The organism is Rhodobacter calidifons, assembly GCF_011174775.1.
Taxonomy (GTDB): Bacteria; Pseudomonadota; Alphaproteobacteria; order Rhodobacterales; family Rhodobacteraceae; genus Tabrizicola; species Tabrizicola calidifons.
This window is the reverse complement of the sequence record NZ_JAANHS010000007.1, coordinates 41,564-57,908: the sequence shown is the minus strand read 5'-3', so window position 1 is coordinate 57,908 and position 16,345 is coordinate 41,564. Positions and strand designations below refer to the sequence as shown.

Sequence of the window (16,345 nt, the reverse complement as noted above, 5' to 3'; positions counted from 1 at the left end):
GCGCGGCGCGAAGGTCGGGCTATTGAAAAACAATGGGTTGGACGCCTGCGTTCATGCGGCGTTTACCTTGCACAAGGTGGGTGCGGGCCAAAATCCTTCGAAGGATTTTGCAAATCTTTTCGAAAAGATTTGCGCCCCATGACCTAGCCTTGCGTCACGTCGTGCCCGTAAAGCCAGTCGAAGCGGCCGAGCATCGCCGCCGGGGACAGGCGTCCGAGCAGCCGCAGACCGGCGTGGCCGATCATCCGGGGCAGGCCCGACAGGTGATAGGCGCGCGCATTGGCGTTGGCGGCGGCGACGATGCGCGTGGTGCGGGGTTTGCGACGCGCCTGATAGGCGGCAAGCGCTGCGGCAAGGCTGTCGTGGCCCGCAAGCGCATCGGCGAGGACCCAGGCGTCCTCCAGCCCCATCGAGGCCCCCTGCGCGAGGAAGGGCAGCGTCGGATGGGCGGCATCGCCAAGGATCGCCACGCCCAGCGGATGCACCCAGGTTTCGGCGACCTTGTGGCGGAACAGGCCCCAGAGCCAGGGATCCTCGACCTGGTCCAGCCAGCCGCGCACCCGGGACGAGAAGCCGGCGAAGGCAAGCCGCAGGTCCATGCTGTCGTCGCGGAGCGTCCAGCTTTCCTCGGCCCATTTCTCGCGCTCTTCCACGGCCACGATGTTGCGCAGGCTTCCGCCGCGCAGGGGGTAGCTGACGAGGTGGCGGCCCGGACCCATGTGGACCTCGGCCACCGGGGCCGCCCCCGGTTCGCAGGCGATCACCGCGCGCCAGGCGACCTGGCGGGTGAAGAAGGGCGTCTCGGGCCCGTTCAGGGCCCTGCGCGTCTTCGAGTGCAGGCCATCGGCCCCGATGAGAAGCCGGGTCTCGATGCGCTCGCCCGTGTCGAGCGTCACGGCGGGATGCGCGCCGGAAAGATCGAGGCTGTCGATCCGGGCCAGAAGGCGCAGGGCGACCCCCACCTCCTGCGCCCCTTTCAGCAACAGCGCGATCAGGTCGGCGCGGTGCAGGAAGTGGTAGCCCTGGCCGGGACGCAGGCGCGCGAGGTCGAGGCGCGCGACCGGATCCCCGGTCGGGCCATCGATCAGCTGCACCGCCTCGGCCCGGATGGATGCAGCATCCAGCGCCGCTTGCAGCCCGAGCGCACGCAGCACCGCGGCCCCGTTGGGCGAGATCTGGAGACCCGCGCCGACCTCGCGGATCGCATCCGCCTGTTCCAGCACCGTGACCTGCGCGCCGCGCAGCGCAAGCGCCCGCGCGGCGGCCAGGCCCGCCACCCCTGCCCCGACGATCGTCACGCTCTGGCCGATCAGGCGCATCCCTTCCGTCCCCTTCGGACGACAACGCCGGACCAGCGGCCCGGCGTCAACTGCGCAGGATGACGCTGGCCCCGGCGGCTGTGGCGTCAGTCGTCGCGGTGAACCTTCTCGCGGCGTTCATGCCTTTCCTGGGCTTCCAGCGTCATCGTGGCAATCGGACGCGCATCCAGGCGCTTGAGGCTGATCGGCTCGCCCGTCACTTCGCAATAGCCGAATTCGCCGTTCTCGATCCGGCGCAGGGCGGCGTCGATCTTGGCCACCAGCTTGCGCTGGCGGTCCCGGGTGCGCAGTTCCAGCGCGCGGTCGGTCTCTTCCGAGGCGCGGTCGGCGATATCGGGCACGTTACGCGCGCTGTCCTGAAGGCTGTCGATGGTCTCGGCCGACTGCTCCAGCAATTCCTGCTTCCATGTCAGAAGCTTGCGGCGGAAGTATTCAAGCTGGCGATCGTTCATGAACGGCTCGTCCTCGGCGGGACGATAGTCATCGGGCAGGAAAACCTCGGCCTTCATCGAAACTCTCTCCTTCGCGTCGGATCGCTCCGACAGGTGGGCTTCTGTCATGGACGCGCTCCTGTTCGGCGGGCATGTATCGCAAGCCCGGTAGATTGTCACTAGCGGTTGCGACATTTTCTGGGCGTGGGTAGGGTCTGCCGGTGTACCGGAAACAGGATGTTGATCGCGCGATGAAATTCGGCTCGACGGAAAGCTATGTGGCTTCGGACGACCTGGCGCTGGCGGTGAACGCGGCGGTGCGGCTGGAGCGGCCGCTTCTGGTGAAGGGCGAACCCGGCACCGGCAAGACGGAACTGGCGCGCCAGGTGGCGCAGGCGTTGGGGCTGCCGCTGATCGAGTGGCATGTGAAATCGACGACCAAGGCCCAGCAGGGGCTTTACGAATACGACGCGGTCAGCCGGCTGCGCGACAGCCAGCTGGGCGACACGCGCGTGCACGAGGTGCGCAACTACATCCGCAAGGGCAAGCTCTGGCAGGCCTTCGAGGCCGAGGGGCGCGTCGTGCTGCTGATCGACGAGATCGACAAGGCGGACATCGAGTTTCCGAACGACCTGTTGCAGGAACTGGACCGGATGGAGTTCCACGTCTACGAGACCGGCGAGACGGTCCGGGCGCGGCACCGTCCGGTGGTCATCATCACCTCGAACAACGAGAAGGAGCTGCCCGATGCCTTCCTGCGGCGCTGCTTCTTTCACTACATCCGGTTTCCCGATGCGGACACGCTGGCGGCCATCGTCCGGGTGCATTTCCCCGACATCAAGGACCAGCTGCTGACCGCCGCGCTGACCCGGTTCTACGAGATCAGGGACGTGCCGGGGCTGAAGAAGAAGCCGTCCACCAGCGAGGTGCTGGACTGGCTGCGGCTTTTGCTGGCCGAGGATCTGGCGCCCGAGGATCTGCGGGGCGACAGCCGCAACGCCCTGCCCCGGCTGCACGGCGCGCTATTGAAGAACGAACAGGACGTGCAGCTGTTCGAACGCCTTGCCTTCATGTCGCGCGGGCAGCGCTAGCCTGATCGTGGCTGAGGCTTGCCTCGGACAGGCGCTGACGGGCGGCTTCCAGGTCGCGGGCGACGCCGTCGAGATGGGCCTTCTCGGGCAGTTTCGGCCACAGCGTGCCGATCCCGTGCATGGCCAGCAGCGCCTCTGACATGACGCGCAGCGCGTGGGGCCAGCCGCGGGCGTGCTCGATCCGGGCCCGGGCGTCGGGAAAGCCGGTTTGCAGGAAGGCGAGCCGGGTGCCGTCGCCGTCGGCGGTCAGATCGACCGAGATGACGGAGAAGAACTCGGTTCCCCGGAAGTGGTAGGAACAGACCAGGCGGCGGACCGGCTCCACCTCGTGATAGGTGCCGGTGACATGTTCGGTGATCGCACCGTTCACGTTGCGCAAGGACCATATGCCCCCCGGGCGCAGATCGACGGTGACGTCATGCGCGCGGAACCCGTGGGAGGAGCCGAACCAGGACCGGATCAGCTCGGGCCTGGTCCAGATCGCCCAGACCAGGTCCGGCGGGCCGGCAAAGCGGTGCGTCAGGCGCAGCGCATTGGCGCTATTGTCGTCCATTCCCTTGGGCCTCCTCGTTCAGCCGGGCAATGAGCGCATCCATCCGGTCGAAGGCGCCCTCCCAATGCTTGCGGTAATGGTCGATCCAGGCCCCGGCCGGGCGCAGCCCCTCGGCCCGAAGATGCACCGGGCGCGTCCTGGCCACCCGCTCGCGCCGGATCAGGCCGGCCTCTTCCAGCACCTTCAGATGCTTGGAGATGGCGGGCTGCGACAGATGGCTGGCCGCAACGAGGGCCGAGACCGACTGCGCACCCTCGGCAATCCGGGCAAGGATGGCGCGGCGGGTCGGGTCGGCCAGCGCCAGGAAGGTGCGGGAAAGGGGATCGGTCATTGCATTGCCTATCGGTTATATTTCTATTTGGTAATCTCCGATGCCCGGAAATGCAAGCCGAATCACCGGCGGCCGCCGAAACTGAGCCGTCAAGGGCCGACGCAGCCCGCAAGGCTGTAACACTGCGTGAGCGACAAGGATAAATCCTGCGGCTGCCGTCACTTCAACCGCGATGGGTAGTAGGCGGAAAATCTTCGGTTTTTCCCGAATTGACTCGGGACCGCCTGTGACCGGACACTTGAGCGGCCCCAAGCTGCCCGGGGTGCTGCCAGACAGGTCCTGCCCATGCGCCTGCCCCTTCTTCTTGCCGCGCTTTGCGTGGTGTCGGCCTGTGGCGAACCTGCCCAGGTCTCGAAAGGCGGCCCGGTCGAAGAGGTCGGCGTCGGCTTTGGCGCACCCGGCGGCTACCGGCTGGAGCAGACGGCGCAGAGCGGCGGATCGCTGGTGCGCGACTTCATGGAACTGACCTTCGCCATGGAAAGCGGACGGTCGCTTCAGACCTTCAGCCGCTTCGAAGGACCGGTGACGGTGGCCATGACCGGACAAGTTCCGCCGTCCGCAGGCCGCGACCTGACGGCGCTGATCGGCCGGCTGCGGTCGGAAGCGGGGATCGACATCGCGCAGACCTCGGGGGCCGCCGCGATCACGATCGAATTCACCAGTCGCGCCGATCTGCGCCGGCTGGCGCCGACGGCGGCCTGTTTCGTGGTGCCGAATGTGAGCTCCCTGGCCGAGTTCCGCCGCAAGCGCGGGTCGGACGCGGTGGATTGGGCCCAGGTCACGCGGCGCGAGCGGGCGGCGATCTTCATTCCCGCCGATACCAGCCCGCAGGAAATACGCGACTGCCTGCACGAGGAACTGGCCCAGGCGCTGGGCCCGCTGAACGACCTGTACCGGCTGACGGACAGCGTGTTCAACGACGACAACTTCCATTCGGTGCTGACCGGCTTCGACATGGCGATCCTGCGCCTGACCTATTCGCCGCAGCTTGCCAGCGGGATGAGCCTGTCCGAAGTCGCCGCGCGTCTGGGAACAGCGCCTGTCGCAGGCTCTGGGACAGCGCCGGAATGGGTCCGCGAGATCGAGGCGGCGCTCGGTCGCAACGGCTCGCCTGCGGCACGCCGGGCTGCGGCCGGGCGCGCCCTGGCCCTGGCGCAGGCGGCGGGATGGCAGGACAACCGGCTGGCCTTCAGCCATTTCGTGGCGGGCCGTCTGATGGCCGCAAGCGACCCGCCCGCTGCCCAGGCTGCCTTCGTGCGCGCCGCGGCGATCTATGCCCGGCTGCCCGGGGCGGAGTTGCAGCTGGCCCATGTCGACACACAGCTTGCCGTGCTGGCGCTGGCCGGCGGGGTGCCGGAAGAGGCCGCGCGGCTGGCCGACCGGGCCATGCCTGTGGTCCGGCGCCATGACAATCCGGCACTTCTGGCCACGCTGATGCTGATCAAGGCCGAAGCGCTGGAGGCCATGGGCAACCCCGCCGCCGCCGCCGCGCTGCGCATGGACACTGCGCCCCATGCGCGCTATGGCTTCGGCTCGGAAGGCGGGGTGCAAAGCCGGATGCGGAACATCGCAGCCGTGGCGAACCGCGCCGAAAGGGGCTGAGGGGGCACGCCAGCGACGCGCCCCGGAAATGGGGCGACATGTTCGTGATCGGCGGATTTCTTCTTGGTGCAGTTGCCGGCGGCCTGCGGGCCCGGGCACGCGGAGGCAGGCCGGCCGACATCCTGCAATATGCCTTCGTGCACGGCCTGATCCTTGCGCTGGTCGGGCTGTTCCTGACCATCTACCTTGACCGGATGCTGCGCGTCTGATGGCCGGGTGCAGGGCGGAATTTGACCAAATTCCGCTGCGGAGCCTTCCAAGGCTCCGGTCCGATTTCTGCGAAGAAATCGGCGGGTAGTGCATGTTCCTGCGCTTCTTCCAGACCCTGCGCGAGGAAGCGGTTCCCGTCTCGCTGCGGGAGTTCCTGTCGTTTCTCGAAGCCATGGCCGCGGGGCTGGTGATCTACGACCCCGAAGGCTTCTACCACCTGGCCCGGCTGACCCTGGTCAAGGACGAGCGTCACATCGATCGCTTTGACCGCGCCTTTGCCCGGGCCTTTGCCGGGCTGGAGTCGGTGACGGCCGAACAGGTGCTGGCCGCGCTCGACCTGCCGCGCGACTGGCTGGAAAAGCTGGCCGAACGGCACCTGTCGGCCGAGGAACGCGCAGCGATCCGGGCGCTGGGCGGGTTCGACAAGCTGATGGAGACGCTGCGCCAGCGCCTGGCGGAGCAGAAGGGGCGACACCAGGGCGGGTCGAAGTGGATCGGCACCGCGGGGACCTCTCCGTTCGGGGCCTGGGGCTACAACCCGGAAGGTGTCAGGATCGGGCAAGAGGAAAGCCGCCACCGGCGCGCGGTCAAGGTCTGGGACCGGCGCGAGTTCCGCAATCTGGACGGCGATGCCGAGATCGGCACGCGGACGATGAAGCTGGCGCTGCGCCGGTTGCGCCGCTGGGCGCGCGAGGGGGCGGCGGAAGAGCTGGACCTGGACGGCACGATCCGCGCGACGGCGGCGCAGGGCTGGCTGGATGTCCAGACCCGACCTGAACGCAGGAATGCGGTCAAGGTGCTGCTGTTTCTGGACATCGGCGGGTCGATGGACCCCCATGTGCGGGTGATGGAGGACCTGTTTTCGGCCGCGAAGGCCGAGTTCCGGCATCTGGAGGTCTTCTACTTCCACAACTGCGTCTATGAGGGGCTCTGGCGCGACAACCGCCGCCGGTGGGAGCATCAGACCCCGACCTGGGAGGTGATCCGCACCTATGGCGCGGACTGGCGGCTGATCGTCGTGGGGGATGCGGCGATGTCGCCCTACGAGATCACCCATCCGGGCGGCGCGAACGAACACTGGAACCGCGAGGCGGGCGAGGTCTGGCTGCGACGGATACGGGCGCAATGGCCGTATCATCTGTGGATCAATCCGGTGGAGAAACGCGCCTGGGGTCATACCCGATCGACGGCGATGATCCGCGAGATCTTCGAGGGCAGGATGGTGCCGATGACGCTGGACGGGTTGGCACGAGGGATCAGGGAGCTGCGATGATCAGACTTTGGCGGATGCGGCCGATCCTGACGACGGCCTTCCTGATCGCCTGTGCGGTGACGCTGTTCTTTTCCGGGCGCTTCGTGGTGACGGCGATCTACTGGGCCAATCACCAGGAAGAGCCGATCCGCCCCTGGATGACGGTGGGCTATATCGCAAGATCCTGGAACCTGACCCCGCCCCAGATCGACCAGGCGGTGGGTCTGCCGGGCCCGAAGGTGAAGGGCCACCCGCAGCCGCTGAGTGAAATCGCCCGCGACCGCGGCATTCCGGTCGAAGAGCTGATCGCCGAGATCGAGGCTGCGGTCCAGACGCTGAAGGCGGCGGAGGCGCAGGAATGATGGACTGGATGCTGGAGCTGGTGCCGACCTATGGCATCTGGCTTCTGGCGGCGACGACGTTCCTGTCCTGTCTTGCGCTGCCGATCCCGGCCTCGATCCTGATGCTGACAGCGGGCGGTTTTGTCGCGGCCGAGGAAATGGTGCTGTGGCAGACCTTCGCGGCGGCGGCCATCGGCGGCAGCCTGGGCGATCAGGTCGGCTACTGGACCGGGCGCAAGGCCGGGGCGCCGCTGCTGACCCGCCTCAGACGCGATCCGGCGCGCGACAAGCTTCTGGGTCGGGCGGTGGCGATCATGGAACGCAAGGGGCTGCTGGCGGTGTTCCTGACGCGCTGGCTGATCAGCCCGCTTGGCCCCTGGGTCAACCTGACGGCCGGCAGCACCGGCTATGGCTGGGGCCGCTTCACCATGGCCGGGATCGCCGGCGAGGCGGTCTGGGCCGGGACCTATGTCGGTGCGGGCTATGCCTTTGCCGGCAATGTCTCGGCAGCCGGCGACTTGATCGGCTCGGTGCTGGGGATCGTCGCGGGCGCTGCGGGTGTGGTCATCCTGGGCTACTGGCTCTGGGTCTCGCAGTCCGGTGACGCGGACCCCGCTTTGACCGCAGGCAAGGGCTGACTATATCCCGGACATGACAAAGCTGTTTCTCCCCCTCCTGCTGGCGGTCGGCTATGCCTTCCTGATGATGCGCTTTTCGGTCTGGCGCACCAGGCGGCTTCTGGACGAACGCTCGCAGCCGCTGACGGACCCGTCCATCACGCGGCTGGCCGACCGGATGGCGGCGGCCATGGGCATCCCCGAGATCAAGGTCAACGTGTTCGAGGTCGATGCCGTGAACGGTCTGGCCGCCCCGGACGGGCGCATCTTCCTGACGCGCGGGTTCCTGAACCGAAAGGCCCGGGGCGAGGTGACGGCGGAGGAACTGGCCTCGGTCATCGCGCATGAGATGGGCCATGTCGCGCAAGGCCACATGCGGCGGCGGATGATCGACTTCACCGGGCAGAACGCGGTCTTCGTCATGCTCTCGGCCGTGCTGAACCGATTCCTGCCCTTCATCGGCATCTGGATCGCCAATCTGATCTCGGTCGCCCTGATGGCGCGGCTGTCGCGGCGCGACGAGTTCGAGGCGGATGCCTATGCCAGCGCGCTTCTCATCAAGGCAGGGATCGGGACCGGGCCGCAGAAGTCCCTGTTCCGCAAGCTGGATGCCCTGACCCAGAACCGGGCCGAAGGGATTCCGGCCTGGCTGCTCAGCCATCCCAGGGTCGATGAACGCATCGCCGCCATCGAGGCGAACGAGGCGCGCTGGCTGGGGTGACGTTGGCAAATCGCCCGCAAACGGCTAGGACGGCTCTGGCTTAGCGCAAAGGGGGCGGGTTTGGGAACGATCGACGGGCTGCCGCCCCTGCGCGAGGTGATCCGGGCGCATGATCTGGTTGCGAAAAGGCAGCTGGGGCAGAACTTCCTGCTGGATCTGAACCTGACCGCCAAGATCGCGCGGGCGGCGGGGGATCTGTCGGGCTGCGACGTGCTGGAGGTCGGCCCCGGCCCGGGTGGCCTGACGCGGGGCCTTCTGGCCGAGGGCGCGCGGCGCGTGGTTGCCGTGGAAAAGGACGCCCGCGCCCTGCCCGCCCTGGCCGAGATCGCGTCGGCATACCCTGGACGGCTGGAGGTGCTGCACGGCGATGCGCTGGAACTGGACCTTGGCCGCCACCTGGCGCCGCCGGTCAAGATCGTGGCGAACCTGCCCTATAACGTGGGCACCGAACTCCTGATCCGCTGGCTGACGCCCGATGCCTGGCCGCCGCTTTGGACATCCTTGACGCTGATGTTCCAGAAGGAGGTGGCGGAAAGGATTGTTGCGAAGCCGCGAACAGAGCATTACGGGCGGCTCGCGCTTCTGGCGCAATACCGCTGCGAGGCGCGGGTTGTGATGAGCCTGCCGCCCGAGGCCTTCACCCCGGCCCCCAAGGTGCATTCGGCGGTTGTGCAGCTGACCGCTCTGCAAGCGCCGCGCCATCCCTGCGATTTCAAGGTCTTGCAACGAACGACTGCGATGGCCTTCAACCAGCGCCGCAAGATGCTGCGCACCAGTCTGAAGGCGCTGCATCCCGACATCGAGGCGCTGCTGCTCCGCGCGGGCATCCCGCCGACCGCCCGGGCCGAGGAGATCGGGCTGGAGGGGTTCTGTGCCCTGGCGCGCGCCCTGCACCCGGCCTGAACCTGCGGCCGGGCTCAGCCTGCGTCCTTCGACGGGTCTGCAAGGGACATGCTGCGCTCCAGCGCCTCGCCCAGCATTTCCAGGCGGATGGGTTTGGCCACGACAGCGCTGAAGCCGTGCGCAAGGTACTCCTCGACCTGATGGGTCATGACGTTCGCGGTGACGGCGATGGCCCGCGGCAGCGGCCGGCCCAGCGAACGGGCAAGGTCGTTCAGGGCGTCCAGCGTCTCGATCCCGTCCATCACCGGCATCGCGATGTCCAGAAGCACGGCATCGAAGGCCGAGCCGTTGAACCGTGCCAGCGCCTCGGCCCCGTCCTCGACGATCACCGCCTCGACCCCCAGCGCCTGAAGCATGCTTTGCAGGATGATGCGGTTGGTGGCGTTGTCCTCGGCGGCCAGGACCCGCAGCCCGGGCAGACGCAGCGCGGTCTGGTCCCGGCCTCTGGCCGAGCCGCGCTCGAGCACCGGGCATTTCAGCCAGACCCGGGCGGTGACCCCCTGCCCCTCGACCGAGCTCAGCGCGACATCCCCGCCCATCAGACGGGCCAGGCGGCGCACGATCGGCAGACCCAGCCCGGTGCCGACATGGCTGCGGCGCGACCCGCCCATGCCTTGCGAGAACTCGTCGAAGGCGCGCGCGATCTCGGCCTGCGACATGCCGATGCCGGTATCGCGCACCCGCATCTGGATCACCTCGCGGTCGGAACAGTCGATCTCGACCCGGATCTCGCCGGAATCGGTGAATTTCAGGGCATTGCCGATCAGGTTGTGCAGGATCTGGATCAGCCGCTTCTCGTCGCCCAACCGAACCTCGTCGGCCGCACCGCCGACGCAGCGGGCTTGCAGGCGGATGCCCTTTTCGTCGGCGGCCAGCTGATGCAGGGCCGTCACCCGGAACAGCACCTCGGACAGCCGGATCGGCCAGGGATCAAGCACCACGCGCCCCGCCTCGATCTTGGCAAGGTCGAGGATGTCGTTGATGACGCCCAGAAGATGTTCACCCGAATCGCTGATGACCCGGACCATGGCCTGCTCGGTCGGATCCGAAAGCCGGCCCGCCAGCACCGTTGCCATGCCAAGCACCCCGTTCAGGGGGGTCCGGATTTCGTGGCTCATCGCGGCAAGGAAATCGGACTTGGCGCGGTTCGCCGTCTCGGCGGCGGTCATCGCGGCGCGCAGCCGGGCCTCGGCCTCCATCTCGTCGGTGATGTCGGTGAAGGTGCAGACCACGGCATGATCCGTCCCCACCGCGACGAGCCGGGCCGAGGTGGCCGCGACGCAGCGCGAGGCGCCCGAGGGCCAGGTCAGGCGGTGCCGGAGCTCGTGCATTCCGGGGTCGCCGGCAAGCGCGCGTGCGACCGGCAGTTCGGCCGGATCGAGCGGCTCGCCCTCCAGCCCCCGCACCGCCGCCGCATCCAGCAGCGTCAGCAGGTTGTCGCCGGCGCTGACCGCCCGGCCGAGAACCCGCGCAGCCGCGGCATTGGTGAAGACGACGCCACCCTTTTCGTCCACCACCACGATGCCCGAGACCGAAGCCTCCATCACCCGCGCCAGCGTGTCACGTTCCCGCGCCAGGGCGGATTCAAGCGCCTTGGCCGGCGAGATGTCGAGGTTGATGCCGCTGGTGCGGACCGGGCGTCCGGCATCGTCCCATTCCGAAACCTGGGCCCGGGTCAGCACCCAGACCCAATGGCCCTGCTTGTGCCGCAGGCGGACTTCGTGTTCGACCTGCCACTGGCCGGCCGCGAAGGCCTCGCGTTCATGCGCGATGAGATCCCGCGCGTCGTCGGGATGCAGCATGCCAAGCCAGCCCGACAGCGGCAGCGGATTGATCTCGACGGCCTCGTAGCCAAGGATCTCGGCCCAGCGGTCGCTGACCAGGGTGACGCCGGTCCGCAGGTCATGTTCCCAGGTACCGACCTTGGTGCCGTCGATCACCTGGCTGAGCCGCTGTTCCGCCTCGGCCTGGGTCGAGACATCGAGCGTGATCCCCGAGATCCGGCGCGGGCTGCCGTCGGCCGCGCGCAGCGCGATGCGGCCGCGGGTCAAGAGCCAGACCCAGCCGCCATTGGCATGCCGCATGCGGCAGCGCAGCGAGAAATCGTCGCGGCCTTCCAGAAACACCGCGCGCTGGACAGTTGCAACCGCTGTCCGGTCCTCGGGATGGATCAGGTCGACCAGGGCGTCGAGGCTGACCGTCTGGTCCAGCCCCAGCATCGCGCCCCAGCGGTCGTTGATCGCGCTGAAGCCTTGCCCGGCATCCCAGTCCCAGACCGCGATCTCGCCGCCGTCAACGACCTGTTGCAGGCGCAGGTCCGCCAGGCGGCGCGCGGTCACGTCCTCGTAAAGCCCGACCGTCTCGCGCGCCGGCGTGGCGCGTTCACGCACCCAGATCAGCCGGCCATCGGCAAGCTTGTCCTCATTGTCCCAGATCTCGGTCAGCGGCCGGTCGAGCCTGCGTTGCAGATTGGCATCGTCACGCTCGCCCGCCTCTCCGAAGACGCCACGATCGATGGCCGCGCGCAGCAGATCGTCGTAAAGGGCGCCTTCGCAGATCAGATCGGCGATGCGGTTGAAGACGCGGACATAGGGCGTGTTCCACAGGACCAGCCGATCCTCGGCATCGAAGATCGCAAAGCCGTCGTCCAGCGCCTCGATCGCGGCCAGAAGCCGCACCTTGGTCGCCGCCAGCGCCCGACTTTCGGCCTGCAAGGCGGCCTCCTTCGCGCGCACTTCGGTAACGTCCTCGATCAGCGACCAGACCAGCCGCCGCCCGTTCGGATCGACACTCAGAAAACAGCGCACGATCGCGGGAAAGACGGTTCCGTCGATGCGGCGGAACTGCGCCTCGACCGGGCCATAGCTGCTTGTCGCCTTAAGAGCGGCGATCGAGTCCTCGATCACCCAGGCGCTTTCCGGCGGCAGGATCCGTCGCACATCGACATCCCGTCCGACCTGCGGGTCCACCCCGAAGATCTCGCGGAAGGCGCGGTTGCCGTCCAGGACCAGCGCAGTGTCCAAATCGTTCACCAGGATCGCATGCGGGCTCATCTCGAAGAAAGCGGTGAACTGGCTTTCGCGGAAGGACAGCATCTCGCTGGAACGATCCGCCACCGAGATGTCACGGATGACCGCCAGAAGATTTGGCCCGCCCGGTGCGCCGGACGGCGCAAGCCGCGCGACCGACACCTCGTAGCGGTGCGGGGCAACCAGGGTCGACCGCCCGACGCGGCGCGTCACCGCAGCATGATCGGGCGGGGGGGTTGCCACAAGCTCGCCCAGCACGCCGGCCAGCGGCTCGGGCAGGATCTCGCCCAGGGGACGGCCGATCCCGGCCCGCACCAGGTTTGCCAGCCAGGGCAGCTTGTCGCTGTGGCAGGCGACGATCTGTCCCGAACCGGACAGTTCGATGACCAGATCGGGCAGCGCGTGCAGCGTTGCCGAAAGATGGCTGCGCATCGCTGCCTCGGCGGTCGCGGCCTCGATCCGCAAGAGGACCGAAGATACCGCCCGACCGATCGAGGTCAGCAGAAAGACGCCATCCTCCAGCCAGGTCCGGTTCGGGCAGGCGCTGTCGAAGCCGATCAGCCCGAACAGCCGCGCGCCATCCATCAGCGGCACCATCAGGGACGACCGGACCCCGATCCCTTCCAGAAAGCACCGTTCGGCCGAGCCCGGCGGCAAGTCATCGACATCGGCCACCATGACCGTCTTGCCGGCCATGAACTGTTCGTGCCAGCACGGCAAAAGCGCGCCCGCCTGACGCTGCATCGCCGGCTTAAGGGCCTTGACGCCGGGCCGCACCCATTCATGGGTGTTGCTGTAGCCGGAAGCCTCTTCGTAGCGGAACACGAACGTCCGGGCGAAATCTCCGGCCTGACCCAGGGCGGCCAGGACCGAGTCGATCTCGGCATCCAGGTTTTCCGGGGTGACATCGAGCAGCCGGTTCATCAGCTCGACCACGCGGAACTCGATCCGCGCCGGTTCGGCGGTCATGATATCGGGCTGACCAGCGTGTCTCATGCGTCCTCTGTCCCGGCCCCGCAACTATTCCCCAGAAGTTGAGTGCCGGCAATACAACTTCGCCGGAGGCATGCTCAGCCCCAGAGCCCCAGCGGCGCGGCGGCATGGCCGGGAAAGACCTGGCCGGGGTCGGCAAGGCGCATGTGGCCGGTCAGCAGTTCCGCCAGCACGTTGCGGTAGTCGGTCACCACCGCAAGGTCGGCGCCTTCGTCCAGCGCCGCGTTCGCCAGACCCGGCCACGAACCGATCATCCGCCCGCCCCGCGCCTGGGGGCCAAGCACCAGCATCACGTTGCCCCGCCCGTGATCGGTGCCACCGCTGGAATTCGAGACGAGCCGTCGGCCGAACTCGCTCATCACCACGACCGAGACATCCTGCTGCAACGGACCCAGATCGCGCCAGAAGGCCATGAGCGCCTGCGACAGCGCCGCCACCTGGGCGGGGAAATCGGCGGCCTGGTTGACATGCGTGTCCCAGCCGGGGAAATCCACCGTCGTGATGCGCAGGCCCAGATCCTCCTTGATGGTCTGCGCGACGGTCATCAGCGGGCCGGACAGCGGATTGCCCTCGGGATAGGCGGTGCTTGCAACGTAGCTGCGCAGCGCCTGGTCCTCGGAGGACCAGAACCGGCCCCGCACCAGGTCGGACAGGCCGATCAGGTCGCGGATCGGCCGCTGCAACGCGGCATGAGCCCCGAAACCCGCAGCCAGCCGCGCCTGCAAGAGGTCAGACAGCCAGTGTCCCTGCGCCAGGACCAGATCGGCCAGCGTCTCGGCCACCGCCGTATCTGCACCGCTCAGGCTGGCCGGGCGCATCGCACCGACGGCAAGCGCCGGCAGCGGGCCGCCGGGTGCCTCGGCGCGCAACCAGCGGCCCAGCCAGCCCGAAGCATCGTTCAGCGCGACATCGGCGCCGAAGATCCCGCGCTCGATCCGGGCCTCGGCGTCGAAATGGCTGCGGGTGGCCTCGGGCAGACCGGCGGCATGGATCAGCGACAGGTCGCCCGCATCGTAGAGATCGGCAAAGGCCGCAGCCGCCGGGTGAAAGCGGAAATCGACATCGGCGATGTCCTGCGCGATGGGCCGCCCTGCGGTATCGCCCTGGCGCAGCACGCGCAGCGCCTCGGGGCGCGCGGCGATGAAATCCGGGTCCGAGGCTGGCGAGACCAGCGCCAGACCATCCGCCCCGCCGCGCAGGAAGACCACCACCAGGATCGGATCGCGGGCCATGGGGCCTCCTATCGCAAGAGGAATTCCGGGGTCAGCGCGGCGAAGGCCACGGCGGCCTGGCCGAGGCTGCGGCGATCCTCGGGCGCCAGCGCGTCAAGGGGCGCGGCAGGGTCGATGCCGAAGGCGCCGGCCAGATCGGCCGCGATGCCCGCCCCCTGCCCCGGCGCCAGCGCATCGGCATGCTGCGCAGCGAAAGCGCCCAAGGTTGCAGCATTGCCCGCAGGCTGCGCAAGGTCGGCCCTTGCGCCATCGAACCAGTCGTCGAAGGCCGAAATCGCCAGATCTATGCTGCGGTTCAGCGTGCTGGCCCCCGTCCAGGCCTCGATCCGGTCGGGATGGCCGGTTGGCGGGCCATAGCCATGCTGGCGCCAGCCGGCGCGGGACAGGTGCCAGTGAAAACCGTTTTCAGTGACCGTGACCTCGGCCCCGGTGGCGCGGTAGAGTGCAGCGAGAAATTCGAAGGGCCGGCGCAGCTTGGCAGGGGGTGCGGCGAACTCGGGCGACAGGACCAGCAGGCGCAGCACCTGCGCGATCTGGTCGGGGGCCTCGGCCTGTGCACGGAAGGTTGCGGCCATCCGCTCCACCAGCGCGGGCGGAGGGTCGTCGGACAGGAAGCGCCGCGCCAGCTTTTCGCAGATGAAACGCGCGGTGCCGGGGTGGCGGGCAAGGATGTCAAGCACCTCCGCGCCGTCCTCCAGCGGCCCGCGATGCGGCGGAAACTCGCGGCCCAGCACGCGCTTCTGATAGGGGTCGTGCCAGCGTGCGACGTAATGCAACTGCCCGGTGCGCGGCGCCTCCTCGCCCTCGGCCAGCCAGCGGCCGTCGCCGATGGACCAGCCGGTGAAGGCGCGTGCGACCTCGTAGACGTCAAGGTCAAGATAGCCCCGGGCCAGCCCCTCGGTCGCGCCGGGCACCTCGCGCCAGTCCTGGTAACGGTCGTTCAGATAGTTGGCAGCCCCCAGCGTGTGCAGTTCCAGAAGCTCGCGCGCGAAATTCTCGTTCGCGGGCGAGGCGCGGCTGTCGGCATTGTTGAGGTAGGACAGCATCGCGGGCGCGGCGGCGACCTCGCCCAGAAGCGCCCGGAAATTCCCCAGCGCATGCGTCCGAAGCGCCCGGTCATACAGCGCGAAGGGGGCGGCGGTCGTGTGGTCCTTGTCGGCGTTCACGTTGAAATGGTCGTGCCAGAACTGGGTGACCATCTCGCGCAGCTGCGCCTCGGCATGAACGGCGCGGATCAGCGAGGCGGCCACCACCTCCTGCGCCGGGCGGGTCCGTTCGGAATATTCCATCGCGCGGCCGGGCTGCCATTCCAGAAGCGGCACGATGGCCTCGGGCCCGGCCGAGAGGAAGCCCAGCGGCCGCAGCTCGTCGCGCGCCTCCCAGGTGCCGATGTCATCCTCGCCCGCGCCATAGGCGATGCGCAGCCGTGCCCGGGCCAGCCGGTCGGCAAGCGCGGCATCGTCCTCGGGGCGCAGCGCCAGTTGCCGGTCAAGCCAGGCCTCGCGCCCGAGCGCGGCGATCTCGGCCCGCGCGGCCGGCGAGGCGCCGAAGGTCAGCCGGTTCAGCCAGAGGTCGTCGGCCGCCTGCGCCGCGGCGCGCGCGCCCCTGGGCACCGGAAGTGCTGCCGCGGCCAGCGCAGCCATGAGCCGGGTGTGGAACATGCGCCGTGTCAGCATGGGCGTGCCCTCCGCAAAGGCAAGTCTGCCACGTCTCCCACCGA

15 protein-coding genes are annotated in these 16,345 nt (G+C 68.4%); 8 read left to right on the top strand and 7 right to left on the bottom strand.

Going from position 1 to position 16,345, the window contains the following annotated elements; genetic code table 11:
* Nucleotides 1-143: 143 nt before the first annotated feature.
* On the bottom strand, nt 144-1,319 hold the full coding sequence (locus tag G8O29_RS10780; RefSeq protein WP_166403248.1) for an FAD-dependent oxidoreductase: 1,176 nt from the start codon (nt 1,317-1,319) through the stop codon (nt 144-146).
* A gap of 86 nt (nt 1,320-1,405) precedes the next feature.
* Complete coding sequence (gene dksA / locus G8O29_RS10775) at nt 1,406-1,828, bottom strand: RNA polymerase-binding protein DksA (protein ID WP_166403404.1); 423 nt, start codon at nt 1,826-1,828, stop codon at nt 1,406-1,408.
* 173 nt (nt 1,829-2,001) lie between these two features.
* Between dksA and G8O29_RS10770 the strand changes: the two genes are divergently transcribed.
* Entirely contained in the window at nt 2,002-2,841 is an 840-nt protein-coding gene (locus G8O29_RS10770) for an AAA family ATPase (protein ID WP_166403247.1), read from the top strand.
* On the opposite strand, the gene G8O29_RS10765 is transcribed toward G8O29_RS10770, so the two are convergent.
* Both G8O29_RS10765 and G8O29_RS10760 read right to left on the bottom strand, forming a co-directional pair.
* Entirely contained in the window at nt 2,819-3,394 is a 576-nt protein-coding gene (locus tag G8O29_RS10765; protein WP_166403246.1) for an SRPBCC family protein, read from the bottom strand. The two genes, G8O29_RS10770 and G8O29_RS10765, sit on opposite strands and share 23 nt — an antisense overlap.
* On the bottom strand, nt 3,381-3,725 hold the full coding sequence (locus tag G8O29_RS10760) for an ArsR/SmtB family transcription factor (RefSeq protein WP_166403245.1): 345 nt from the start codon (nt 3,723-3,725) through the stop codon (nt 3,381-3,383). Before G8O29_RS10760 ends, G8O29_RS10765 begins: the two co-directional genes overlap by 14 nt.
* A 285-nt stretch (nt 3,726-4,010) precedes the next feature.
* Here G8O29_RS10760 and G8O29_RS10755 point away from each other — a divergent pair, with 285 nt between their 5' ends.
* The 7 genes from G8O29_RS10755 (at nt 4,011) to rsmA (ending at nt 9,371) form a co-directional block, all read left to right on the top strand.
* Complete coding sequence (locus G8O29_RS10755; RefSeq protein WP_166403244.1) at nt 4,011-5,327, top strand: DUF2927 domain-containing protein; 1,317 nt, start codon at nt 4,011-4,013, stop codon at nt 5,325-5,327.
* 38 nt (nt 5,328-5,365) lie between these two features.
* Nucleotides 5,366-5,536, top strand: a complete 171-nt coding sequence (locus G8O29_RS10750; RefSeq protein WP_166403243.1) for a hypothetical protein — start codon at nt 5,366-5,368, stop codon at nt 5,534-5,536.
* 92 nt (nt 5,537-5,628) lie between these two features.
* The gene (locus G8O29_RS10745; protein ID WP_166403242.1) at nt 5,629-6,810 is read left to right on the top strand and encodes a vWA domain-containing protein; all 1,182 of its coding nucleotides are present in this window, start codon (nt 5,629-5,631) and stop codon (nt 6,808-6,810) included.
* Nucleotides 6,807-7,151 carry a hypothetical protein gene (locus tag G8O29_RS10740; RefSeq protein ID WP_166403241.1) on the top strand — a complete coding sequence of 115 codons (345 nt, stop codon included), beginning with the start codon at nt 6,807-6,809 and terminating at the stop codon, nt 7,149-7,151. Before G8O29_RS10745 ends, G8O29_RS10740 begins: the two co-directional genes overlap by 4 nt.
* Nucleotides 7,148-7,768 carry a DedA family protein gene (locus tag G8O29_RS10735; RefSeq protein WP_166403240.1) on the top strand — a complete coding sequence of 207 codons (621 nt, stop codon included), beginning with the start codon at nt 7,148-7,150 and terminating at the stop codon, nt 7,766-7,768. Before G8O29_RS10740 ends, G8O29_RS10735 begins: the two co-directional genes overlap by 4 nt.
* Before the next feature lie 13 nt (nt 7,769-7,781).
* Nucleotides 7,782-8,468: a M48 family metallopeptidase gene (locus tag G8O29_RS10730; protein WP_166403239.1), complete on the top strand. Its 687-nt coding sequence runs from the start codon at nt 7,782-7,784 to the stop codon at nt 8,466-8,468.
* A 60-nt stretch (nt 8,469-8,528) separates the two neighbouring features.
* Nucleotides 8,529-9,371: a 16S rRNA (adenine(1518)-N(6)/adenine(1519)-N(6))-dimethyltransferase RsmA gene (rsmA, locus tag G8O29_RS10725; RefSeq protein WP_166403238.1), complete on the top strand. Its 843-nt coding sequence runs from the start codon at nt 8,529-8,531 to the stop codon at nt 9,369-9,371.
* 14 nt (nt 9,372-9,385) lie between these two features.
* Here rsmA and G8O29_RS10720 read toward each other — a convergent pair whose 3' ends face one another.
* The 3 genes from G8O29_RS10720 to G8O29_RS10710 all read right to left on the bottom strand — a co-directional run bounded on the left by G8O29_RS10720 (nt 9,386) and on the right by G8O29_RS10710 (nt 16,301).
* On the bottom strand, nt 9,386-13,369 hold the full coding sequence (locus G8O29_RS10720; RefSeq protein WP_166403237.1) for a PAS domain-containing protein: 3,984 nt from the start codon (nt 13,367-13,369) through the stop codon (nt 9,386-9,388).
* Between the two features lie 101 nt (nt 13,370-13,470).
* Nucleotides 13,471-14,625 (bottom strand): DUF1501 domain-containing protein, encoded by a 1,155-nt coding sequence (locus tag G8O29_RS10715; protein WP_166403236.1) that lies wholly within the window; start codon nt 14,623-14,625, stop codon nt 13,471-13,473.
* Nucleotides 14,626-14,633: 8 nt separating this feature from the next.
* Nucleotides 14,634-16,301, bottom strand: a complete 1,668-nt coding sequence (locus tag G8O29_RS10710; RefSeq protein WP_166403235.1) for a DUF1800 domain-containing protein — start codon at nt 16,299-16,301, stop codon at nt 14,634-14,636.
* Nucleotides 16,302-16,345 lie beyond the last annotated feature (44 nt).

Excerpts from the sequence above, each read along its gene's own strand:
- G8O29_RS10730 (WP_166403239.1), top strand. The coding sequence starts at position 7,782 with ATGACAAAGCTGTTTCTCCCCCTCCTGCTGGCGGTCGGCTATGCCTTC.
- G8O29_RS10720 (WP_166403237.1), bottom strand. The coding sequence starts at position 13,369 with ATGACCGCCGAACCGGCGCGGATCGAGTTCCGCGTGGTCGAGCTGATG.
- G8O29_RS10715 (WP_166403236.1), bottom strand. The coding sequence starts at position 14,625 with ATGGCCCGCGATCCGATCCTGGTGGTGGTCTTCCTGCGCGGCGGGGCG.
- G8O29_RS10765 (WP_166403246.1), bottom strand. The coding sequence starts at position 3,394 with ATGGACGACAATAGCGCCAATGCGCTGCGCCTGACGCACCGCTTTGCC.
- G8O29_RS10710 (WP_166403235.1), bottom strand. The coding sequence starts at position 16,301 with ATGCTGACACGGCGCATGTTCCACACCCGGCTCATGGCTGCGCTGGCC.
- G8O29_RS10750 (WP_166403243.1), top strand. The coding sequence starts at position 5,366 with ATGTTCGTGATCGGCGGATTTCTTCTTGGTGCAGTTGCCGGCGGCCTG.
- G8O29_RS10745 (WP_166403242.1), top strand. The coding sequence starts at position 5,629 with ATGTTCCTGCGCTTCTTCCAGACCCTGCGCGAGGAAGCGGTTCCCGTC.
- dksA (WP_166403404.1), bottom strand. The coding sequence starts at position 1,828 with ATGAAGGCCGAGGTTTTCCTGCCCGATGACTATCGTCCCGCCGAGGAC.
- G8O29_RS10760 (WP_166403245.1), bottom strand. The coding sequence starts at position 3,725 with ATGACCGATCCCCTTTCCCGCACCTTCCTGGCGCTGGCCGACCCGACC.
- G8O29_RS10735 (WP_166403240.1), top strand. The coding sequence starts at position 7,148 with ATGATGGACTGGATGCTGGAGCTGGTGCCGACCTATGGCATCTGGCTT.
- G8O29_RS10740 (WP_166403241.1), top strand. The coding sequence starts at position 6,807 with ATGATCAGACTTTGGCGGATGCGGCCGATCCTGACGACGGCCTTCCTG.
- G8O29_RS10755 (WP_166403244.1), top strand. The coding sequence starts at position 4,011 with ATGCGCCTGCCCCTTCTTCTTGCCGCGCTTTGCGTGGTGTCGGCCTGT.
- G8O29_RS10770 (WP_166403247.1), top strand. The coding sequence starts at position 2,002 with ATGAAATTCGGCTCGACGGAAAGCTATGTGGCTTCGGACGACCTGGCG.
- G8O29_RS10780 (WP_166403248.1), bottom strand. The coding sequence starts at position 1,319 with ATGCGCCTGATCGGCCAGAGCGTGACGATCGTCGGGGCAGGGGTGGCG.